Origin of the sequence: Bacillus sp. FSL R7-0646, from assembly GCF_037969865.1 — a bacterium.
Classification (GTDB): domain Bacteria; phylum Bacillota; class Bacilli; order Bacillales; family Bacillaceae; genus Bacillus; species Bacillus licheniformis.
Map to the genome: position 1 here is coordinate 3,654,460 of NZ_CP150217.1, position 21,393 is coordinate 3,675,852.

Sequence of the window (21,393 nt, forward strand, 5' to 3'; positions counted from 1 at the left end):
TTAAACAAACGTTTCATTAGCCGTCATGTAGAACGGCCATGATTCATACATAGAAGAAAACGGAGGTGTTGGGATGCTGCTGCAAATACTGGTCGGAGGACTGGTTGTTTTCATTATTTTTTTTTCTCGTGTTTCGGGCAATCAGAACGGGCAATCTGCCGCGCCATGACGATTCGCAGCCAGGAGACGGAGAGAACAGAGATCAGCCATGATCGGCCGGCCTCTTCACACAAAAAAGGATGGGGCCTTGCCCATCCTTTTGCCTATCGTTCAACCGGCTGTGTGTCAGTTGCCGTGATTCCGCGGTGCTTGTCCCGCAAATCCTGCTCGATCTCTTCCAGACTTTTTCCTTTTGTTTCTGTTACTTTAAAGAAGACGAACAGGAAGGCCGCGATTCCAATGGCCGCATAGCACAGAAACAGGTAACTGATGCCCATCGCTTCCATGAGGACCGGAAAACTCAAAGTCACAATTAAGTTCCCTGCATGGAGCATTAAAGTCGATACTCCGGTTCCTATCCCTCTGACATGAAGGGGGAACAGCTCAGGCAGCATCACCCAGACGATCGGCCCCCAGCTGACGGCAAATACGACGATGAACACACCTAAGCAGATGACAGTCGTCCATGCCGCACCAGAGGTATTGCCGAAAAAGAGATTAGAAAAAGAAAGCACGATCAAACTGATGACCATTCCGGCATTTCCAAATAATAAAAGCGGCTTCCGGCCAATCCTGTCAATGAAGCGGATCGCCACAAGCGTCATCAGGACATTGACCGTTCCGATGCCGACTGTCCCTAAAATGGCCGCCGAATCTTCAAATCCGACATTCGTAAACGTTTTTGGGGCATAGTAAATAATCGTGTTGGTTCCAATAAATTGCTGCAGAAATGCCAGTCCGACCCCTGCGATTAACGCCGGGCGCACCCACGGTTCCAGCAGCTCTTTCAAGCCCCCCTGGTCCTGCTTTTCCGCTTCCTTAATTTCTTTGACTTCCTGATCGACCCGCTCTCCTCCTCTCATCTTTGACAAAACCCGCCTTGCTTTCTCTTCTTTTCCTTTTGTTAAGAGCCAGCGCGGGCTTTCCGGCATGAAAAAGATACCGATTAAAAGGCCGATTGACGGAATAAGGGCCAATCCCAGCATCCAGCGCCATGCGCCTGCATCACTAAATGCATAGTTGATCAAATAAGAGAGCAGAATCCCGATCGTAATCATCAGCTGATTTAATGAAGAAAGCGCGCCCCGGGATTCCTTCGGAGCAAGCTCTGAAAGGTACAAAGGAACGATGGTCGTTGAACAGCCGACTGCAAGGCCGAGCACGATCCTGAAAGCCACCATATATTCCGTGCTTGGCGCCAGGGCCGTTCCGAGCCCCCCGATGCAATACAGCACAGCCGCTGACATAATCGCCCTTCTTCGGCCGAAGCGGTCTGTCAGCCTGCCTGACAAACCCGATCCGAAAATCGCCCCGATTAATATTGCGCTGACAACCAGCCCTTCTGTAAAGGCATTGAGCCCAAGTTCATCTTTCATAAACAAAATCGCCCCGGAAATGACGCCTGTATCATAACCGTAGAGCACACCGCCCAAGGCTCCAAAAAAATAAAGCCAGGCATTCGATCTTTTTCCCTTCATCACAGTATATCCTCCTCCAAGGCTCGTCTTTTATAACCTTTAACCTTGTCTTGCTTTCTTCAAACCTCTAGAAACTCGGAGTACCATTAAAAGGAATTTAAAAATATGAAACATTTTATCTGTTATATCGTCTTATTATAGGCGGCAAAATAATCAGTCCCGCGGAATTTCCAGAGAATCCCCATATGCAAAACAGCAAATATATTGTAAAATCCAAGATTGGGAAACTATTTTTTATTAAAATTTAGACTTATTCAACAATTGTACGTTTCAATATAAATAAAAGAGGAGCTTATACATGCTACGATCGCAGCGAACGAAGAAAAAGAGACTAAGAAAATGGGTGAAATACTCACTGTTTTTCATTGCCTTAATCCTGACGGCGACGGCAGCCGCAGGCGGCTATGCGTACTATAAAGTGGCGAACGCCTCCAAAGATGCGCAAGTCACCCTTTCCAGAGGTGAACAGTCCGTCAAGCGGATTAAAGAGTTCAACCCTAAAAAAGATAACTTCTCCATCCTGTTGATGGGGATTGATGCCCGTCCCGGACAAAGCATGGACAAAGAACGAAGCGATGCGATGGTTCTTGCCACGTTCAACAGAAAAGACAAATCGGTGAAACTATTGAGCATCCCGCGGGATTCCTATGTCAACATCCCCGGACGCGGCTACGATAAAATAACGCATGCCCACTCATTAGGCGGGCGCGACCTTAGTACAGAAACCGTCGAAAACCTGCTCGACATTCCGGTTGATTACGTCATGGAAGCCAATTTTTCAGCTTTCAAGGAAGTAGTTGATGAACTCGGCGGTGTACCGATCACGATCAAAGAAGACTATATTGTCCGGCAGATTAAAAAGGATACGAAAGGCAAAGTCAACCTTCAAACAGGCGAGCAGACGCTGGGCGGAGAAGAAGCCCTCGCTTATGTAAGAACGAGAAAAGCCGATACGGACTTGAAGCGCGGCGAGCGCCAGATGGAAGTCATCAAATCGATTATCAACAAATCCAAATCGCTTACTTCCATTCCGGCTTACGACGATATCCTTGATACAGTCGGAAAGAACGTATCGATGAACTTGTCGCTGAATGATGCAATCGGACTGATCCCGTTTATGACGTCCATTCAAACGGTCGATACCCTTCAATTGAAAGGGAGCGATTATCAACCGGGCAAAGTCTACTATTTCCAGCTTGATCAGGAAAACCTCAACGAAATTAAGCAGGAATTAAAACAGCAGTTAGATGTATAATTAGAAAAAGGATGAATCATATTCATCCTTTTTCTGTTTTAATGAAACTCAATATTTACTATTGAAAAAATCTAAATTTAGGTTTAGCCTTTTACATAACATGTCCTTTTAGGGAATACTGCCGAAGAGAGCTGTTTTTCGCCTCCCGAAAAACGGCAAACTGCTCTTACAGGAGGTTATCTTTACATAATGAGATTAATTGCGATCGATTTAGACGGGACTCTTTTAAATACCGAAAGCAAAATATCCGCAGAAAACCGGGCCGCTATCAAAAAGGCGCTCATTTCAGACTGCATCGTAACCATTTGCACGGGACGGGCCACATTTGACGTAAAAGCGCTTCTGAACGATTTGGATATTCCGATTATCGCTGCAAACGGGGGAACGGTCCACGATTTCAACTATAAACTCCTAAGCAGAACGCTAATGGACAAGGAAGCGGGAAAAAAGGCCGCCCAATACTTAACAGATCATCAAATCTATTTTGAGGTTTATACGGACGATGCGCTGCTTTCTCCTTTTGACGGAGAACAGAAACTTAAAGCAGAGCTCGATATCGTCACAAGCGCCAACCCTGATGAAGACAGGGATACGCTTTGGCAAGGCGCACTGACTCAGTTTAAACAATTCGGCATCAAACCCGTCCCCGACATTCGCGAGATTTTTAACGGAGACGAACATATTTATAAGCTGTTGTGCTTCTCATTTGATATGGAAAAGCTGAAGAAAGCAAAAGATGATCTTTCTGCCTTTCCAAAACTGGGACTCACTTCTTCCGGAAGACATATCATCGAGATTCTGCCTGATGAATCCGGCAAAGGCCGCGCTTTAAAAGAGCTGGCCCGCCACTATGGAATCGAGAAAAAAGACATCTACGCGATCGGCGACAGCCCGAACGATCTGTCAATGTTTGAGGAAGCCGGCCATCGGATCGCGATGGGCAATGCAATCGATGAGCTAAAGCATATCAGCACCTTTATCACGAAAAGCAATGACGAAAACGGCGTCGCTTATTTCATTAACAAACTGCTGGAAAATGAATATCAATAAATAAGAAAACCGCTCGAGTCCATCTTCGAGCGGTTTTTTTGCTGTTTCTGCTACTCAATTCTGACGCTTCCGGCGTATTTATCTTTCCAATAGGCGCTCGTCTCCATATCTGCTGTCGTTACACCGGCAGACAAGGTGACAAGAACGACCTGGCCGTTTCCGATATAGATGGCGGGATTCATAACAGTGGTTCCTTTAAAGAAGACGATGTCTCCAGGCTCAAGCTCCTGTTTGGTAATTTTCTTACCCGTGCTGTATTGTTTGTCAGCATACCTCGGAAGCTCCACTCCTGCCGCCGTTTTGTAGACATATTGGATAAACCCAGCCGTATCAAAGCCTTCTTTAGGCGATGTGCCGCCTTTTTGATAACCGACTTCGCCGATATGCCTGATGGCTTCGGATACAATCGGATTTTTTGGCAGGGATATGTTGTCAAAACGTCTGACTTCTGTGAACTTCTTCTGCCAATAGGAAGCCGACAAGTAGGATATCGTCACTTTATTTGAACGGCTCGCATGGATAAACCGCCCGCCCCCGGCATAGATGCCGTTATGGGATATTCCCGGTTTGTACGTATTGCTGAAAAACAAAACATCACCCGGCCGGATATCTTCAAGCTTCACCTTTTGACCGACAGCCCATTGCTGTTCAGCCGACCTTGGCAAATAAACGCCGAGCACCTCTCTGAAGACGTATTGGGTCAACCCCGAACAGTCAAATCCGAGATCCGGAGAGTTGCCTCCAAATACATAAGGAACACCGACATAGCTTTTTGCTTTTTGAACGACAGGATCCATCGAAATCTCAGGCTCTTTTGTGATCCTTTTCGCTTTAAAATACCCCGAGCTCCAGTAAGAGCTGCCTTCAAGCTTTGTCACGACAACCCCGTTTGATTTTGTGCTGTGGATGATTTGATCATTTCCCAAATAGATGGCGACATGGGTCGGTCCGTCCGATTCCAGCTCGGCATTCTTGAAAAAGACAAGGTCCCCCTTTTCGAGCTGCTGACGGCCGACACTGCTCCCAAGAGTCGATTGTTCCTTTACCGTTCTCGGAAGCGTAATATCGAGCGATTGAAACACATATTGCACAAAGCCTGACGAGTCAAACCCCGTTTTCGGCTTCTCTCCGCCGTAGCTGTATTTCGCACCCTCAAGCTGTCTGGCAGTTTCCGCTATTTTCTCGCCGATCGTATCGGCGCGTACATCATTATGATTCGTTAAAAATAAAGACATCCAAAGCACCGCAATTCCACAAAACAAAACCAACTTTTTGTTTGCCGCTTTTTTTATCAATTGATCTGTTCCTCCTCTTCTTTCCTCTTTCATCGTCATTCAACTGGGATATTTAAAGGACTTTTTTTGCATGTACAGCAGCGTCATAGCGAGAAGAAACGCTCAGCACAGCATGATCAGCTTTTTCACCTAAGCGCAGATTAAAAAGATGAAGGGAAATATTCTAAAGAGGTCATGAACATGAGGTGCGGTTCCCATCCCGAATTGGTAAGGTGATGCATTTTCAAATTTTGCTTCAGTCGAAATTTGTCAGTTTTTATTCCCTTCAAAAGAATACAATAAACATGAACCCCAAAACCATGTATATATCCTCCTGATTTTCTATAAAACTTTATACACTGACCGGTTAAGAAAATTGTCGTGTTTCCCTTTCAAACCGGTCGCTTTTCACAGGTCTTTTATAACCGGGATCAGCACACAAAAAAGAGAGCGCCGGCGGCACTCTCTTTTGCACTGTTATTGCTTGTTTTCTGTTGTTTGATCCTGCTGATTCACTTTTTGGATCTCCGTAGAGATTTTAGCTTTTTCATCGTTTGACAATTCATCAGAATACTTGAAAGCAGACATGAATGCAATGATCAAAACTAAACCTACGAACGGCCAAATGGCTCTGACAAATTTCATTTGTTCACCACTCCGTTTTTATTATTTTTTCAGCTTGTCCGCATGATCGACTTCAAACGTTAATTTTCCGTTCTCTTCTTTCCAGTCGAGGTTTGTTCCTTTTGTCAATTGACGGAAGATCGCTTTTCGTTTTAAGAAGTCGCTCTTGCCTAAAGGCGTCGGCGTTGCTTCGCGAATGTTGAGAGGCGTTACCTCAAAACGCCCTTTGCCGTCATTCATTAAATGGTATTGTACAAGCGCGCTGTCCCGTGTTCTTGACCAGCCCTGATCAAATACAAAGTTGCCGAGGCTGTAGAAAATCACAGTACCGTTATACACTTCGATCGGTTCGAGAACATGGGGATGAGCGCCGATGATGACATCTGCTCCGGCATCTGCAATCGCCTTGGCCAGATCCTTCTGTCTGTCGTTCGGTTCATTGTCATATTCTTGTCCCCAGTGCACATGGACAAGGACAAGATCCGCTTTTTTCGATGCTTCCGCAATCATTGGAATAAAGATTTTCGGACTGAGCGGCAGCACTCCGCCTCTGTTCTTTTTGGCTGTAAAGTTCTTTGTGTAGACGTCTGTAAAACCGAGCGTTGCAATTTTTACGCCGTTCACATTCTGATAGGATACGTGCTGTTTCGCGTCTTCAAGATTATTTCCTGCTCCGACAAGCTCCAGATTCTCATTTGAAAATTTATTGAGCGTATCCTTCAAACCGTCTTCCCCGTAGTCCATCGCATGGTTGTTGGCAAAATTCAGTACGCTGAAGTTCAGCTTTTTCAATGTTTCGACTGATTCTTGATTCGTTTGCAGATGGATGTTCTTTTCTGCCTCTTGATAGTCCTTTGCATTGGTTACAGGGTTTTCAAAGTTTCCTGTGATAAAATCTGACACATTAAAGTACGGCTTCACATTTTTGAAGACACTTTCCGAACCGTGCAAGTTTGTCACTTTTTCTACGTTTCTTCCCATCATGATATCGCCAACAAAAGTAGCTGTAAGCTTGGCATCTTCTTTTTTGTCCATTTGCGAAGGAGTTTTGGCGCTTCCGACCCAAGTAAAGACAAACATTAAACAGAAAATAACGGGCAATACGATAAAGACGTGCTTGTTTGTTTTCTTTTTCTCCTGCTTCGTCAACTTCAGCAGTTTTTCCTGAAAGTTCAGTTGTTTTTTCATCGATTTGACACACCTAACTTTAGATTAGATAGTAAGCATACATAATGACGAATGTTGCTCCGCTCAATAAAAGCGTACTTCCAAGCGTAATCGTTAATCCCTGTCTTTGAATGGTATTGGCGATCAGCCCCGGCACGATGATTCCGATTCCCCTGAATTCGGCAATCTCAAACGGCATCACCGGATATATAAAATCAAAACCGATTTTCAAAAGAATTCCCGTAATCAGCATTGCTGCGAATTTTCTGCGTCCGTATAGAATCATAATTTTGGAAAGTCCGAATTTCACGATGACATACGTCAGCAAACTGACAAAAAGAACGAGCAGCATGAAAATCGGCTGATTGAAGACAAGTCCCAAATAACCCGGTACGACGAGGCCGGCTGGTACAATTCCCGTTTTCTCCGCAAAAATCAAACTGAGTAAGACTCCTAAAATGAGGGCGATATATAAATCTGATCCAAACATTGTGTTTTCTTCCTCCTAGCTAACGAGCTGCTTAATCTTGTAATCTTGTATTTTTTCAATGAGAGGCTCCGCTGCTCCGTGGATATTTCCGACTCCGTAAATAACGCGGCCCTCAAGCTTGTTTTTCAGCATGAACATGATTTCTTCCGTTGATTTGTGCTCAAAATCAAACAGCTTGTCCGCAGGAATTTTGCCTGCTTCATATGCTTTGACGATCGGCTCTGTTGTTTCTCCAATCAGCACAAGTTCACTTGCTTCAATATAAGGAAGGACATCTTCCGCAAACTGCTGTGTTCTGTCTACCCTGTCGGCGCGGCAGTTCATAATGACGATCGGCTGATCCGTAGGATAGCCTATTTCTTTTACACGCTTCCAAATGTTTAAAGTGGAAGCTGCGTCATTGGCCGCAAAACCGTTGACGAAATGTCCGGGATTCTTGGCGTTCATCAGCGGCAGAATTCTCATGGCTCCCGGATCAGGCGGCGCATTCAGCATGCCTTTAAAGGCGGTTTCTTCGTCAATGCCCAACGCTTGAGCTACACCGAGCGCAAGAGACGCATTATCAGGGAATACCATGTACTCAAACTGTCTGAGGTATTCATCTGTTATTTTAGAATTGTCTGCGACGATGACTTTTGTGTTCCTTTCTTTTGCAATTTGCTTAAAGAAATCGGTATACTCACTATCAGTAATAACCAAATGTCCATTATAAGGAATGGTTGCTGTGAATGCTTCTGCGATTTCATCCAAAGTCGGTCCCATCACATCCATGTGATCCTCCAGCACGTTCACGATCACGCCGATATTAGCCTGAAGCAATTCTTCCTGAAAGATGATTTGGTAATCAGGATTAACGGCCATGCACTCACTGACAATCGCATTGGCCCCTCTTTCCACCGTTTCTTTCATAACCTCCTTCTGCTCTCCGATATTCGGCCCTTGCGGCTTTCTTTTGATCGGCTTCTCTTCCGGTGTGTCCCAATAAATCATCCTTGCGTCTGTCCCGGTTGTTTTTCCTACTGTTTTGTAGCCTGCTTCGATTAATATCCCTGTTGTTAATCTTGTCACCGTGGACTTTCCGCGTATACCGTTGATGTTCACTCGGACAGGCAGCGCATCGATATTTTGCTGGTGGCGCCTTTTTTCATAAATGCCGATCCCAACAACGATCACACAGGCTAATAGCATTACCCACATTGTTTGTCTACATCTCCTTCTTGGAATCTGATATGTAAATTCATTCATCAGTATATAGGTTCACTATGAAATCACAATCGGCATTATGTAACAGAAGACGACGAAATTTTCCGTGACAAAGATCACCTCGCCCGAGTCATTAATGCCTATCTTTTTATTGATATTTTTGGAAATCGAAAGTTCTTAATTCCTATCAGATTTTTGTCAGCGTTTTAAGTATGCGCTTTCAAAATTCGACATTATGATTTTTGTACTTTTCTCCCTATTTCAGATGAAAGGTTGAAGGATGGATTCAGGATCTCTTTTTTCCCCCGTCCGCAATCCCCTTTAAATGGGCTGTCAGCCGGGATCTCTCTTTTCTTTTAGTATTTTCGCTCTTTTCGAACAGGTTAAAAAGTCACCAATGTTCCCTCTTCAAAACAAATCCGTCCTATGACAATCAGACCATCTATCAAAAAATGAAAATCTCTTTTAGCATAAAGCGGGATTCATTGACAAATCCAAATATTTTGTGAGTCGTTCGATCCACCTTATTTCTTCAGATTTTAGGTTAAAATCCTAGGATTTAAAAAGCCATTAATTTTTTTCAATGATAATTCATCAAACTTTAACATTTTTAATTTTTCTTACTATTCTCATTGTTACTGTATTCGCCATTAAACGCCCCTATATATGTCTCGATATCCCAGCCCGGTCTAAAATTTCAGTGTTCATCCATTTTTTTATTGTGATTTTAAATGGATCGTGATAATCTTTATGTAAACGGTTACACAAATAGAGAGGAGAAGGCTTTTTTGGCTACGATTAAAGACGTCGCACTTGCTGCAAAAGTATCTGTCGCTACGGTTTCCCGGGTATTAAATGAGACGGGATACGTTCATGAAGACACGAGGGCGCGCGTGCTGAAAGCGATGGAAGAACTGAATTACCACCCGAATGAAGTAGCCAGGTCTCTCTATAAAAGGGAGTCCAGACTGATCGGACTGCTGCTGCCGGATATCACAAACCCGTTCTTTCCTCAGCTTGCCCGCGGCGTTGAAGATGAGATCCACCGCCTCGGCTTTCGGCTCATATTTGGAAACAGCGATGAAAATCTGGAAAAAGAGCTTGATTATATGCAGACGTTTAAACAAAATCATGTGGTCGGAGTCATTTCAGCGACCAATTATCCGGATGCGCCAAATTATCAAGACTTGTCCATGCCGATCGTCTTTCTTGACCGGACGGGCGAGAATGCGCCGGCTGTATTTGCGGACAGCCGCGAAGGAGGCAGAATCGCAGCGGCTGAGATGATCAAGAGGAACGCGAAACGGATTACGCTGATTAAAGGACCGGCTCACCTTCAGACTGCAAGAGACCGTTTCAACGGAGCGCTGGACGTGCTAAGCGGAGCCGATATCGATTTTCACGTCATGAAAACCGAGACATTTTCATTTCCGGAAGCCCAAAAACGGGCGGCGGAGCTGTTTGGCACATATCCGGAAACAGACGGCGTGATCGCAAGCAATGACATTGTGGCGACAGCCGTTTTGCATGAAGCCTTAAAACGGAAGATCAAAGTTCCCGATGAACTGCAGATTATCGGCTTTGATGACATACCGCAAAGCGAATTGCTTTTCCCCTCTTTATCAACGATCAGGCAGCCCGCCTATGAAATGGGAAAAGAAGCTGCAAAACTGCTGCTTAGATTAATGAAAAATGAATATATTGAACAATCGGCAGTTCAGATGCCGGTTGCCTTTATTGAAAGACAAACGACAAGAAAGGCGGAATGACAATGAGTAAAATATGCGTGATCGGCAGCTCTTCGATGGATTTAGTCGTGACATCGCCCAAGCGGCCGGCCGCCGGAGAAACGGTGCTTGGCGAATCTTTTAAAACGGTTCCGGGCGGAAAGGGGGCCAACCAAGCGGTAGCCGCGGCCCGGCTTGGCGCCGAGGTCCATATGATCGGCTGCGTCGGCGATGATCATTACGGGAAAGCCATCCTCGACAATTTTCAAGCCAATGGTGTCTTGACAGACTATGTGGAACCGGTTACAGGTCAGGAAAGCGGAACCGCACATATCGTTCTCGCAGACGGCGACAACAGCATCATCGTCGTCAAAGGGGCAAATGACCACGTCACTCCTGAATATGTTCAAAAAGCGCTGCCTGCAATTAAACAGGCTGATATCATTCTGATTCAGCAAGAAATTCCGGAGGAAACCGTCGATTATGTCAGCGGACTGTGCAGCTCTCTCGGCATTCCCCTCCTGCTGAATCCGGCACCAGCCCGTCCGCTACGCCCGGAAACGGTCGAACACGCGGCCTACATCACGCCAAACGAGCATGAAGCTTCGGTACTGTTTCAGGGCATGTCCCGGGAGGAAGCGTTAAAGCGCTATCCGGAGAAGCTGTTCATCACAGAAGGGAAAAACGGCGTCCGCTATCACAATGGTCTGGAAGAACGTGTCGTTCCTTCATTCCCTGTCAATGCGATTGATACGACGGGCGCCGGAGACACCTTCAATGCGGGATTGGCCGTCGCGCTTTCCGAAGGACAAAGCATCGAATCTGCCTTGCGCTTTGCGAACCGGGCGGCTTCCCTGTCGGTTCTGAAATTCGGCGCACAAGGCGGCATGCCAAAACGGGATGAAGTGGAGCGTGAACTGTCATGAAAAAACACGGAATATTAAACAGCCATATCGCAAAATTGCTGGCCGATCTCGGGCATACCAATACCATCGTCATCGCGGACGCCGGTCTGCCCGTTCCGCCCGGCGTCCCCAAAATCGATCTCGCACTGACATTGGGTACGCCCGGATTTCGAGAGGTTACAAAGCTCATCGCCGATGAAATGGTTGTCGAAAAAGTGACGGCAGCCCAAGAAATAGAAAGCGTCAATCCCGGTCAAGCCGCATTTTTAAAAGCGGAATTTTCAAACCAAAAGATTGACTATATCCCGCACGAAGCATTCAAAAAGGCAACGAGCCAGGCGAAAGCGGTCATTCGCACAGGGGAAGCAACGCCTTATGCAAATTGCATCTTGCACGCGGGAGTGATCTTTTAGATGTTTACATTCTACATCTGGAAAGAAGGGATAGCCCATGCATATTAAAATGAAGGACATTTTTAAAGCCTTTGGCCAAAACCAGGTGCTGTCCGGCGTTTCCTTCGAGCTTCAAGAAGGTGAAGTCCACGCTTTAATGGGAGAAAACGGCGCCGGAAAGTCGACACTCATGAATCTGTTGACTGGACTTCACAAGCTGGACAGCGGAACGATCGAGATCGACGGAAAAGAAACGTATTTTTCAGATCCAAAGGAAGCCGAACAGAACGGAATCGCCTTTATCCATCAGGAGCTGAACATTTGGCCTGAAATGACCGTTTTGGAAAATCTGTTTATCGGCAGAGAGCTTTCTTCCAAACTTGGATTTTTAAACAACAAGAAAATGATAGCGCTAGCAAAAGAGCAGCTTGAAAGGCTCGGTGTCTCAATTTCTCTTGAAAAAGAAGCCGGAGACTGTTCCGTCGGCCAGCAGCAAATGATCGAAATCGCAAAAGCCCTTATGACAGACGCGAAAGTGATCATCATGGATGAACCGACGGCAGCGTTGACAGAAAGAGAAATTGAAAAACTGTTCGGCGTCATTAGAGCATTAAAGAAAAACGGCGTCTCCATCGTCTATATATCCCACCGCATGGAAGAAATCTTCACGATTTGCGACAGGATCACGGTGATGCGCGATGGAAAAACGGTGGACACGAAACGGATTCCCGACACCGACTTTCATGAAGTGGTGAAAAAGATGGTCGGACGGGAGCTGACCGAACGCTATCCTGAAAGACAGCCAAATCCGGGACGCGTCGTCCTCGAAGTCAAGCAGGCATCCAAAAAAGGAGTCTTCCAAAATATCAGCTTTTCCGTCCGCTCCGGCGAAATCGTCGGGATTTCAGGACTGATGGGTGCCGGGCGCACCGAGCTGATGAGAGCGGTTTTCGGGCTCGATCCGCTTGACTCGGGAGACATTTTCATCGAAGGCAAAAAAGCGGCGCTCAAAAAACCGAGCGATGCCGTTCAAAAGGGAATCGGCTTTATTACCGAGAACCGCAAGGATGAAGGACTTGTGCTCGACACGTCCATCAGAGAAAATATCGCCCTTCCGAATCTCGCCAGCTTTTCGCCGAAAGGATGGATTGACAAAAAAAGCGAGCAGGAATTTGTCGATCTTCTGATCAAGCGGCTGACGATCAAAACGGAATCGCCGGAAACCCACGCGCGAAACCTTTCAGGAGGAAACCAGCAAAAAGTGGTCATTGCCAAATGGATCGGCATCGGCCCTAAAGTGCTGATTTTGGATGAGCCGACCAGAGGCGTCGATGTCGGCGCGAAAAGGGAGATTTATCAGCTGATGAACGAGCTGACAGACCGCGGCGTCGCGATCGTCATGGTCTCTTCAGAGCTCCCCGAGATTCTCGGGATGAGCGACCGCGTCCTTGTAATCCATGAAGGAACGCTAAGCGGAGAGCTATCAAGAAATGATGCCACGCAAGAACGAATTATGACACTCGCTACAGGAGGACGGTAACATGAAAACTCAACCGGCTGTGAAAAAAAGCCTTAATGTTGATTCTGTAATGCAAAAGCTCGGTCCGTTTCTCGGCCTGATCATTCTCGTCGTCATCGTATCATTGTTAAATCCGAGCTTTTTAGAACCGTTAAATATTTTAAACTTGTTAAGACAAGTCGCCATTAATGCGCTGATCGCGTTTGGCATGACCTTTGTCATTTTAACCGGCGGCATCGATCTTTCCGTCGGAGCGATTTTGGCGCTGTCAAGCGCATTGATCGCCGGAATGATCGCCGGCGGCATCGATCCTGTTTTCGCCGTCATCATCGGCTGCCTGATCGGAGCCCTGCTCGGCTTGGTCAACGGGCTGTTAATCACGAAAGGTAAAATGGCCCCGTTCATCGCAACACTTGCCACAATGACGATTTTCCGCGGATTGACGATGGTTTATACAGACGGCAATCCGATTACAGGGCTCGGCAACCACTACGGCTTCCAGCTTTTCGGACGCGGTTACTTTTTAGGCATCCCCGTCCCTGCGATTACAATGGCGGCCGCCTTTATCATCCTCTGGGTGATCCTTCACAAAACGCCTTTCGGCCGCCGCACATATGCAATCGGCGGAAATGAAAAAGCGGCCTTGATCTCGGGCATTAAAGTTCCGCGCGTCAAAATGATGATTTATTCTCTTGCAGGCCTATTATCCGCGTTGGCTGGAGCCATCTTGACGTCACGGCTAAACTCAGCCCAGCCGACGGCAGGCACTTCCTATGAACTCGACGCCATAGCCGCAGTCGTATTAGGCGGCACAAGCCTTGCCGGAGGAAGAGGACGAATTGCCGGCACACTCATCGGCGTCCTGATCATCGGAACGTTGAATAACGGCTTGAACCTGCTTGGCGTCTCTTCCTTTTTCCAAATGGTCGTCAAAGGTGTCGTCATTTTGATCGCAGTCCTGCTGGACCGCAAGAAATCCGCTTAAGGAGGGCTATACTGATGAAAAAAACATTAACGGTTTTCACCGCATTGGCGCTTCTGTTTCTGTCCGCCTGCTCGCTGGAGCCGCCGGAATGGGCAAAGCCGAATAAAGAAAAAGGAACGGATATTAAAATCGGTTTATCTGTCTCAACTTTGAAAAATCCGTTTTTCGTTTCATTAAAGAACGGAGTTGTCAAAGAAGCCAAAAAACAAGGGATAGAAGTGATTGTCGTCGATGCACAGGACGATTCGGCAAAGCAGACGAATGATGTCGAAGATCTTCTGCAGCAAGGCGTTGACGCTTTATTGATCAACCCGGCGGACTCCTCCGCCATCTCAACTGCAGTCCAATCGGCCAATTCGCTTGGCATTCCGGTCGTCACCCTTGACCGCTCCGCCGAAAACGGAAAAGTAGAAACGCTCGTCGCTTCAGATAACGTAAAAGGCGGACAAATGGCAGCGGACTTTATTGTGGAGCAGCTCGGCAAAGGCGCAAAAGTGGCTGAGCTTGAAGGCGTCCCCGGCGCATCGGCAACAAGGGAACGGGGCTCAGGGTTTCATAAGACCGCTGATGACAAGCTGAATGTGATCGCCAAGCAAACAGCCGACTTTGACCGGACAAAAGGGTTGAACGTCATGGAGAACCTCCTTCAAGGAAACCCTGATATTCAAGCGGTTTTCGCACATAATGACGAAATGGCGCTCGGCGCGATTGAAGCGATCAGAAGCTCAGGGAAAGAGATTCTTGTCGTCGGCTTCGACGGCAATGAAGATGCGGTTAAAGCGGTTCAGGCCGGAGACATGTCGGCAACGATCGCCCAGCAGCCTGAATTGATCGGCAAGCTCGCCGTACAAGCGGCCCGCGATATTTTGAACGGCAAAAAAGTTGAAAAAACGATACCCGCACCGCTCAAACTGGAAACGAAAAAGTAACTGTGAAATCAGACCTCTTGATACATGGAGGTCTGATTTTTTTTGGCCACCTCCATAAAAGCCCTTGCCGCCCGGCTCAAATGGCATTTTTCAGGATAAGCAAACACAAGCGTCCGGGACTGATCGGCCTGCAAAGGAACATAGACGATCCTGACTGACCCTTTCCGCAAAACGGCGCGCCGAATTCCGGTCCTCATCATGCGCACCATTGCTGTGCAACATGTTTAAGGAAGGTTAGCGAAAGCAAAAAAGCCCCCTTTTCAAAGAGGGCTTTTTCATTTACTCGGGATTGCCTTCGGCCGCTTCAATTCCGGCTGCAAGATCGTGTTTATTGAAATCCGCTTGAAAGAAATCTTGCGTATTCGGCAATCTGAGGTTCATATTGAGTTTTTGAGAAATTTGCACCGTGCATTCTTCGATTTCATAATCGAAAACGTGTCCGCCGACATTGCGGTCTTCATCTATAAAGTGAAGATGGAAGCCGGAAACTGCGATTCCGTTGGCATATTGCGGTGTCCAAAAGCCGACGATCGTCCCCGTAATATCATTAAAATCAAAGATCGGCTGTGATTTTACCGCATCAACCATCGGCACATACGGTTTTTCCTGAAGTTCAACTGTTCTCGTTTTGACTTTCTTAAAGGTTCCGTCCATGCGAATCGCGTAAAACAGGTTTTCACTCGGCATGATCCGTTTCATTTCTTCTTCGAACGCCTCAAGCGGCATCCGCTGCTTGATTTCGTGATAGATATCCGGCCGGAAGAAAGCCAGCGAGCAAAATGGAGAACAATCGCTTCCTTGAACTGGGTAGGCTTTTCCATCGGAACGGAGACGGTAAAACTCACCGTCAAAACCGATCAGCTCGCCGTCGAGCCGGTTGAACGTTCCGATCCCGAAGTCTCCGTGCTCCTTCGCTTCGGACATATAAAAATCCCCGTCGTAAATTCCGTCCAATAAAGATACCATCGTTGAGACCTGATAGACTTGATCGAGGTTCTTATCAACGGGCTGAATTATTTTTTGTTTGCTTGCACTTTTCATTTTCCTCTTTTCACTCCCTTGATTTTGTTCGTTGTGACTGGACATGCTGTGATCAAGATTGCTTAGAGGCTTCTTTATTAAAATGTTCCTCAAATTTTTTTGGAAAACGCTGATCGGCCAAATGAATGTTGTCGCTGTAATCGACCGGAATATCAATGACAACAGGCCCCTCTGCATCAAGACCAGCTTTAAGCACCTCTGCCAATTCGTCAGGTGAATTGACCCTTAAACCTTTTGCACCAAAGCTTTCAGCATATTTTACAATATCGATTCCGCCGAAGTCGACTCCGGACGTCCGCTTGTATTTCATCTCCTGCTGGAACGCAACCATATCGTATGTGCTGTCATTCCAGACAATGTGAACGATCGGCGCTTTTAATCTGACCGCTGTCTCAAGCTCCATCGCGGAGAACAGGAAGCCCCCGTCCCCGGAAACAGACACGACTTTCTGTCCCGGATTGACCAGCGTTGCTGCAATCGCCCACGGCAAAGCCACCCCAAGCGTCTGCATGCCGTTGGAAATCAGCAGTCCATGCGGACGGTAGGTGCGGAAATATCTAGACATCCAAATCGCATGGGAGCCGATGTCGCAAGTCACCGTTATGTCATCGCTCAGCAGTTCACGCAAATCGCGAACGATTTGCAGCGGATGAACAAGATCAGTTTTTGTTTCTTTAGGAGGTTCGCTTTGCTCCTCCAGTGCTTTCTTCAAGTAATCAAGGACAGGTGCAAAGGACTCGTCGATGGAAACCGGCAGAGAGTCATGTTCAATATGGTTTAACGTCTCTGCGATATCGCCGATCAACTCGATTTCGGGCTGATAGTCATGATCGATATCGGCTTGTATTTCGTCAAGATGAATCACGCTTCGTTCGCCTTTTCCATTCCAAAAGACCGGATCGTATTCAATCGGATCATAGCCGACCGTCAAAACGACATCCGCTTTTTCCAATAGCATGTCTCCGGGCTGATTGCGGAATAGTCCGATCCGGCCGAAGTACTGGTCTTCCAAATCGTGAGACAGCGTACCCGCTGCTTGGTATGTTTCAACAAACGGCAGTTTCACTTTCCTTAGCAGACGCCGAACCGCTTCAATCGCTTCAGGTCTTCCGCCTTTCATCCCGACAAGCACGACAGGAAGGTTCGCATTGTGAATTTTGGCGATGGCCGCGCTGATTTGTTCGTCCGAAGCCGCGCCCAGCTTCGGCGCCGGCATGGTTTTCACCGGCTTGGCAGTTGCCGGACCGGCCGTAACGTCCTGCGGAAAGCTGAGAAACGCTGCGCCAGCCTGTCCAGAAGCCGCCGCTCTGAATGCATTGGTTACAGCCTCAGGTATGTTGTTCGCATCTTCCACTTCTGCGCTATATTTCGTAATCGGCTGAAACAACGCCGCATTATCCATCGATTGATGAGTTTTTTTGAGACGATCCGCTCTTTTTACAGCACCCGCCAGGGCAACAACCGGATCTCCTTCTGTATTGGCTGTTACAAGACCGGTCGCTAAATTAGACGCTCCCGGACCTGAAGTCACCAGGCAAACACCGGGCTTTCCAGTCAATCGTCCGACTGCCGCCGCCATAAATGCTGCATTCTGCTCGTGACGGCAAACGATCAATTCAGGCCCCTTGTCTTTCAATACGTCAAACACCGCATCGATTTTCGCTCCCGGAATACCGAAAACATGAGTGACACCTTGCTGAATGAGACTATCCACCACAAGCTCTGCTCCTCTTACAGTAAGAGTTTCATTTTTAGCGGCTACATTATTCAAAGCCCTCACTCCTCCATTTTCATTCATTTACAATGAATTTTTAATAAAATTATTGTATTATTAAATATACATCTTGTGGAAATTGTTTTCCAATACTTCTTTGTCTTACAATTAATATGTAAAACGACTGAAATCGCATTCAGAAAGGAATGAGTGATTAATGGAGCTGCGCCATCTTCGTTATTTTATGGTTGTTGCCGAAGAACTGCATTTCGGAAAAGCAGCTCTTCGGCTGAACATGACTCAGCCTCCGCTCAGCCAGCAGATTAAACAGCTAGAAAGTGAAATAGGCGTCACCTTGCTGAAGAGGTCAAAAAGAGCCGTCAGGCTGACGGCGGCAGGCGGGGTCTTTTTAAAACAAATCAAGGAAGGACTTTCCCAGATTGATCAGGCCGTCGACATGGCTCAGCGGACGGCCCGCGGGGAGCTGGGAAGACTCGTGATCGGCTTTGTCGGCTCCGCAACATACGAGATCATGCCTCCCATCATCAGGGAATACCGAAACCGGTTCCCGTCCGTGCAGATCGATCTTCGGGAGCTTTCAACCCCCAATCAGATCGATGCACTGCTAAACGGGCATATTGACATCGGGGTGCTGCATCCCCCGTTGGGAAACGACGAACTGAAGTCATACACGGTAAAAAAAAGCCATTGTGTCCTTGCACTTCCAAAACACCACCCGTTGACAGAAAAAGCCCGGGTACATTTGAAGGATCTTGAAGAAGAATCGCTGATCGTCATTGCCAAAGAAGCGTGGCCCTCTTTATACACGGAATTCAATTTCTTGTGTGAAAAAGCCGGGTTTATCCCCAACATCGCCCAGGAAGCTACAGAATACCAAATGGTGATCGGCCTCGTATCGGCCGGAATGGGAATCGCCGTCGTGCCTACGGCGGCTAAACGATTATTTAACCTTGATGTTGTATACAAAGAAATCGAAGACTTTCCCCTTCGCGCCGAATGGATTACCGCACATCGAAAGGACAACCGCAATCCGGCACTTAAGCATTTCATCGAAATCTCAGATCAACACTCATAGCCGTATAGAAAAAACCCCGTGGACAAATCCTCCTTGTTCACGGGGTTTTTTCCTCATATAGACGTTTGCAAGTTTTGAAAACGCAGTTAAATGCCGATTGCTGCCCCATCGCTTCTCGGATCGCTCCCCCCTCTCAGGAAGCCTTGATCGTCAATCTCAATGATTCCGGCATGACCCATCACCCCGTCAAATTCACCGACAACGGTTACATGATGCCCATGCTTTCGCAGTTTTGCAATCACTTCAGGCGCCACTCTGCTTTCTATTCTTACACCTTCCACCCGCTCTCCCCATGTTCTGCCCCATACCCATCTCGGTTCATGAACAGCTGTTTGCGGATCCATCCCGTAATCTACCATTCTCGTAATAAGAGCCGTCTGCGTCTGCGGCTGTCCTTCTCCCCCTTGCGTTCCGTAAAGGAATTTCGGCTTGCCGCCTCTAAACGCCATGGCGGGCATCAGCGTATGAAAAGTTCTTTTTCCCGGCTCCAGCGTATTGACATGGTCGGGATCAAGCGAGAAAAACGCCCCTCTGTTCTGCAAAATGACGCCGGTATCTCCAGCTGTAACACCTGAGCCGAATTCGAAATACAAACTTTGAATAAACGAAACAGCATTCCCGTCTTCATCTACTGCTGCTGCATAAGCTGTATCGCTGCCGAGCGGCCGGCTCTCCGCCTGAAGCGCCGGCAGTCCGATTTTTGCGGCCAGCTCCTGGGCATACTCTTTGTCCAGCAGGCGTCCAAGCGGAATCTGTGAGAATTCCGGGTCAGTCAATACTTTGTTGCAGTCGGAAAAACTTAATTTCAATGCTTCGATAAGCAGATGATAATACTCGAAAGAACCGTGCTCGATCATGCCAAAGTCGTAGTTTTCCAAAATGTTCAATGTCATAAGACCGGTAAATCCTTGTGAATTCGGAGGCATTTGATAGATGGCATATCCTCTGTATGTGGAGGAAAGCGGAGACACCCATTCCCCTCGATGCAGCCCGAAATCTTCAAGGTTCAAGATGCCCCCGTTGTTTTGGAGATAGGCTGCTAAAGCTTGGGCAATTTCCCCTTTATAAAAGGTGTCTCTTCCTTTCTCAGCGATCAACGTCAAAGTGCACGCGAGCTCTTTCTGCACAAAACGCTCACCTGGAGAGGGCGGTTTTCCTCCCGGAAGATAAATATCTGCAGTGATCGGCATACAGGAAAGCCATTCAGCGTTTTTCACCGTGTTTTGACATTGATCAGGCGAGACCGGGAACCCCTTTTCTGCATACATAATCGCCGGCTTCAGCACCTCTCGAAGCGATAGACGGCCGTACGCAGCCAGTATTTCGGCCCAGCTGTCCACCATCCCCGGCACGGTAATCGCACTCCTTGGGCCCCTGACCGGAATGGCGCGCTCTCCTTTATACTGATCCCGGTCCGCTTTCCGCCCCGACCGCCCGCTGCCATTGTACCCTTTGATCTCCCCGCTTCCATTGTGATACATCAGCCAAAAGGCATCCCCTCCGAGTCCTGTCATATGCGGATAGACAACAGCTAGGCACGCGCTTACTGCAACAGCGGCGTCAAACGCGTTCCCTCCCTTCTCCATGATGATGCTGCCTGCAAGCGAAGCGAGATAATGAGGACTGACAACCATTTGTTTCGAACCGATCTTCAGCTTCTCCATAGCTCATTCCTTCCTTTCAAGCATTCATTTGTCCTTTGAAGTATAGTGGCCCGTTAAAAGAGGCGCTACTTTCAGGGAAGAAAAACTAACGCCCTTTTTTCAATAAGTATTAAAAAAACGTTAAAATGATTCATATCGAAACCCTTATTATGATACAATTTACAAAATGTTCATTTATAGTGTGATTGACAAGCAATTTCGAATGATAATGACCAAACAGAAAGGAAGGGATATTTGTGAGCCTCGACTACCATATGCCAAATTTAATTCTCGATGAAACGGATAAAAAAATCCTTTCGATCTTGCATGAGGAAGGAAGAATCTCTTATACGGATTTAGGAAAGCGTGTGGGACTCTCAAGAGTTGCCGTACAGACGCGGATCAACAACTTGATTGAAGAAGGCATCATTGAAAAATTCACAGCCGTCATCAATCCAGTCAAGGTCGGGATTCACGTATCGGTGTTTTTCAACGTTGAAGTCGAACCCCAATATTTAGAGGCTGTTGCCGTTGCTTTGGAAAAGGAGCCCGCCGTGACAAGCCTCTATCATATGACAGGGCCGAGCAAGCTGCATATGCACGGCATTTTCGCAAATGATCAGGAGATGGAGGAATTTTTGACGAAGCGCCTGTACCCCCTGAAAGGCGTGGTGAGCGTCGACTGCCAGATGCTGATTAAACGTTATAAGAGCCGAATGGGAATGAAGCTTTAACTGAATAG

20 protein-coding genes are annotated in these 21,393 nt (G+C 47.1%); 10 read left to right on the forward strand and 10 right to left on the reverse strand.

Annotation, left to right across the window (positions count from 1 at the left end; all coding sequences use genetic code 11):
• Positions 1-263 precede the first annotated feature (263 nt).
• Complete coding sequence (locus MKY62_RS19045) at positions 264-1,637, reverse strand: sugar porter family MFS transporter (protein WP_003185812.1); 1,374 nt, start codon at positions 1,635-1,637, stop codon at positions 264-266.
• 298 nt (positions 1,638-1,935) lie between these two features.
• Here MKY62_RS19045 and MKY62_RS19050 point away from each other — a divergent pair, with 298 nt between their 5' ends.
• A complete protein-coding gene (locus MKY62_RS19050; RefSeq protein WP_003185816.1) occupies positions 1,936-2,892 on the forward strand; it encodes an LCP family protein in 957 nt (318 codons plus the stop codon).
• Between the two features lie 189 nt (positions 2,893-3,081).
• Positions 3,082-3,942 carry a Cof-type HAD-IIB family hydrolase gene (locus MKY62_RS19055; protein WP_009329700.1) on the forward strand — a complete coding sequence of 287 codons (861 nt, stop codon included), beginning with the start codon at positions 3,082-3,084 and terminating at the stop codon, positions 3,940-3,942.
• A gap of 50 nt (positions 3,943-3,992) precedes the next feature.
• On the opposite strand, the gene MKY62_RS19060 is transcribed toward MKY62_RS19055, so the two are convergent.
• The 5 genes from MKY62_RS19060 to pgsB form a co-directional block, all read right to left on the reverse strand.
• Positions 3,993-5,237, reverse strand: coding sequence for a C40 family peptidase (locus MKY62_RS19060; RefSeq protein ID WP_016886514.1), 1,245 nt, complete (start codon positions 5,235-5,237; stop codon positions 3,993-3,995).
• Between the two features lie 456 nt (positions 5,238-5,693).
• Complete coding sequence (locus tag MKY62_RS19065) at positions 5,694-5,861, reverse strand: hypothetical protein (RefSeq protein ID WP_003185826.1); 168 nt, start codon at positions 5,859-5,861, stop codon at positions 5,694-5,696.
• Positions 5,862-5,882: 21 nt separating this feature from the next.
• Positions 5,883-7,028 (reverse strand): CapA family protein, encoded by a 1,146-nt coding sequence (locus MKY62_RS19070; RefSeq protein WP_025806127.1) that lies wholly within the window; start codon positions 7,026-7,028, stop codon positions 5,883-5,885.
• A gap of 19 nt (positions 7,029-7,047) precedes the next feature.
• Positions 7,048-7,497 carry a poly-gamma-glutamate biosynthesis protein PgsC gene (pgsC, locus tag MKY62_RS19075; protein WP_003185831.1) on the reverse strand — a complete coding sequence of 150 codons (450 nt, stop codon included), beginning with the start codon at positions 7,495-7,497 and terminating at the stop codon, positions 7,048-7,050.
• A gap of 15 nt (positions 7,498-7,512) precedes the next feature.
• Positions 7,513-8,694, reverse strand: coding sequence for a poly-gamma-glutamate synthase PgsB (gene pgsB, locus MKY62_RS19080; RefSeq protein WP_003185833.1), 1,182 nt, complete (start codon positions 8,692-8,694; stop codon positions 7,513-7,515).
• 794 nt (positions 8,695-9,488) lie between these two features.
• Here pgsB and MKY62_RS19085 point away from each other — a divergent pair.
• The 6 genes from MKY62_RS19085 to rbsB are packed head-to-tail and all read left to right on the forward strand — an operon-like array spanning position 9,489 to position 15,157.
• On the forward strand, positions 9,489-10,469 hold the full coding sequence (locus tag MKY62_RS19085) for a LacI family DNA-binding transcriptional regulator (protein WP_003185835.1): 981 nt from the start codon (positions 9,489-9,491) through the stop codon (positions 10,467-10,469).
• Positions 10,470-10,471: 2 nt separating this feature from the next.
• Positions 10,472-11,353 carry a ribokinase gene (gene rbsK, locus MKY62_RS19090; protein ID WP_025806120.1) on the forward strand — a complete coding sequence of 294 codons (882 nt, stop codon included), beginning with the start codon at positions 10,472-10,474 and terminating at the stop codon, positions 11,351-11,353.
• The gene (gene rbsD / locus MKY62_RS19095; protein ID WP_016886512.1) at positions 11,350-11,745 is read left to right on the forward strand and encodes a D-ribose pyranase; all 396 of its coding nucleotides are present in this window, start codon (positions 11,350-11,352) and stop codon (positions 11,743-11,745) included. The genes rbsK and rbsD overlap by 4 nt, the downstream gene beginning before the upstream one ends.
• Positions 11,746-11,782: 37 nt before the next feature.
• Positions 11,783-13,264 (forward strand): sugar ABC transporter ATP-binding protein, encoded by a 1,482-nt coding sequence (locus tag MKY62_RS19100; protein ID WP_016886511.1) that lies wholly within the window; start codon positions 11,783-11,785, stop codon positions 13,262-13,264.
• 1 nt (position 13,265) lies between these two features.
• The gene (rbsC, locus tag MKY62_RS19105) at positions 13,266-14,228 is read left to right on the forward strand and encodes a ribose ABC transporter permease RbsC (RefSeq protein ID WP_003185842.1); all 963 of its coding nucleotides are present in this window, start codon (positions 13,266-13,268) and stop codon (positions 14,226-14,228) included.
• Between the two features lie 14 nt (positions 14,229-14,242).
• Positions 14,243-15,157, forward strand: coding sequence for a ribose ABC transporter substrate-binding protein RbsB (gene rbsB, locus MKY62_RS19110; protein ID WP_003185844.1), 915 nt, complete (start codon positions 14,243-14,245; stop codon positions 15,155-15,157).
• A gap of 8 nt (positions 15,158-15,165) precedes the next feature.
• Here the strand turns inward: rbsB and MKY62_RS19115 are convergent, their stop codons facing one another.
• The 3 genes from MKY62_RS19115 to alsS all read right to left on the reverse strand — a co-directional run bounded on the left by MKY62_RS19115 (position 15,166) and on the right by alsS (position 17,969).
• On the reverse strand, positions 15,166-15,354 hold the full coding sequence (locus tag MKY62_RS19115; RefSeq protein ID WP_016885697.1) for a hypothetical protein: 189 nt from the start codon (positions 15,352-15,354) through the stop codon (positions 15,166-15,168).
• Positions 15,355-15,436: 82 nt separating this feature from the next.
• Positions 15,437-16,198 (reverse strand): acetolactate decarboxylase, encoded by a 762-nt coding sequence (budA, locus tag MKY62_RS19120; RefSeq protein ID WP_003185849.1) that lies wholly within the window; start codon positions 16,196-16,198, stop codon positions 15,437-15,439.
• A gap of 52 nt (positions 16,199-16,250) precedes the next feature.
• Positions 16,251-17,969: an acetolactate synthase AlsS gene (gene alsS, locus MKY62_RS19125; RefSeq protein WP_003185851.1), complete on the reverse strand. Its 1,719-nt coding sequence runs from the start codon at positions 17,967-17,969 to the stop codon at positions 16,251-16,253.
• A gap of 160 nt (positions 17,970-18,129) precedes the next feature.
• Between alsS and alsR the strand changes: the two genes are divergently transcribed.
• Positions 18,130-19,008 (forward strand): acetoin biosynthesis transcriptional regulator AlsR, encoded by an 879-nt coding sequence (gene alsR / locus MKY62_RS19130; RefSeq protein WP_003185852.1) that lies wholly within the window; start codon positions 18,130-18,132, stop codon positions 19,006-19,008.
• A gap of 86 nt (positions 19,009-19,094) precedes the next feature.
• Here the strand turns inward: alsR and ggt are convergent, their stop codons facing one another.
• A complete protein-coding gene (gene ggt, locus MKY62_RS19135; RefSeq protein ID WP_016886383.1) occupies positions 19,095-20,672 on the reverse strand; it encodes a gamma-glutamyltransferase in 1,578 nt (525 codons plus the stop codon).
• Positions 20,673-20,908: 236 nt separating this feature from the next.
• Here ggt and MKY62_RS19140 point away from each other — a divergent pair, with 236 nt between their 5' ends.
• The gene (locus tag MKY62_RS19140) at positions 20,909-21,385 is read left to right on the forward strand and encodes an Lrp/AsnC family transcriptional regulator (RefSeq protein ID WP_003185856.1); all 477 of its coding nucleotides are present in this window, start codon (positions 20,909-20,911) and stop codon (positions 21,383-21,385) included.
• Positions 21,386-21,393: the final 8 nt, after the last annotated feature.

Coding starts and splice junctions, on each gene's coding strand:
- rbsK (WP_025806120.1), top strand. CDS start 10,472: ATGAGTAAAATATGCGTGATCGGCAGCTCTTCGATGGATTTAGTCGTG.
- pgsC (WP_003185831.1), bottom strand. CDS start 7,497: ATGTTTGGATCAGATTTATATATCGCCCTCATTTTAGGAGTCTTACTC.
- MKY62_RS19045 (WP_003185812.1), bottom strand. CDS start 1,637: ATGAAGGGAAAAAGATCGAATGCCTGGCTTTATTTTTTTGGAGCCTTG.
- rbsC (WP_003185842.1), top strand. CDS start 13,266: ATGAAAACTCAACCGGCTGTGAAAAAAAGCCTTAATGTTGATTCTGTA.
- budA (WP_003185849.1), bottom strand. CDS start 16,198: ATGAAAAGTGCAAGCAAACAAAAAATAATTCAGCCCGTTGATAAGAAC.
- pgsB (WP_003185833.1), bottom strand. CDS start 8,694: ATGTGGGTAATGCTATTAGCCTGTGTGATCGTTGTTGGGATCGGCATT.
- rbsB (WP_003185844.1), top strand. CDS start 14,243: ATGAAAAAAACATTAACGGTTTTCACCGCATTGGCGCTTCTGTTTCTG.
- ggt (WP_016886383.1), bottom strand. CDS start 20,672: ATGGAGAAGCTGAAGATCGGTTCGAAACAAATGGTTGTCAGTCCTCAT.
- MKY62_RS19115 (WP_016885697.1), bottom strand. CDS start 15,354: ATGAGGACCGGAATTCGGCGCGCCGTTTTGCGGAAAGGGTCAGTCAGG.
- MKY62_RS19055 (WP_009329700.1), top strand. CDS start 3,082: ATGAGATTAATTGCGATCGATTTAGACGGGACTCTTTTAAATACCGAA.
- alsR (WP_003185852.1), top strand. CDS start 18,130: ATGGAGCTGCGCCATCTTCGTTATTTTATGGTTGTTGCCGAAGAACTG.
- MKY62_RS19065 (WP_003185826.1), bottom strand. CDS start 5,861: ATGAAATTTGTCAGAGCCATTTGGCCGTTCGTAGGTTTAGTTTTGATC.
- MKY62_RS19100 (WP_016886511.1), top strand. CDS start 11,783: ATGCATATTAAAATGAAGGACATTTTTAAAGCCTTTGGCCAAAACCAG.
- rbsD (WP_016886512.1), top strand. CDS start 11,350: ATGAAAAAACACGGAATATTAAACAGCCATATCGCAAAATTGCTGGCC.
- MKY62_RS19070 (WP_025806127.1), bottom strand. CDS start 7,028: ATGAAAAAACAACTGAACTTTCAGGAAAAACTGCTGAAGTTGACGAAG.
- MKY62_RS19050 (WP_003185816.1), top strand. CDS start 1,936: ATGCTACGATCGCAGCGAACGAAGAAAAAGAGACTAAGAAAATGGGTG.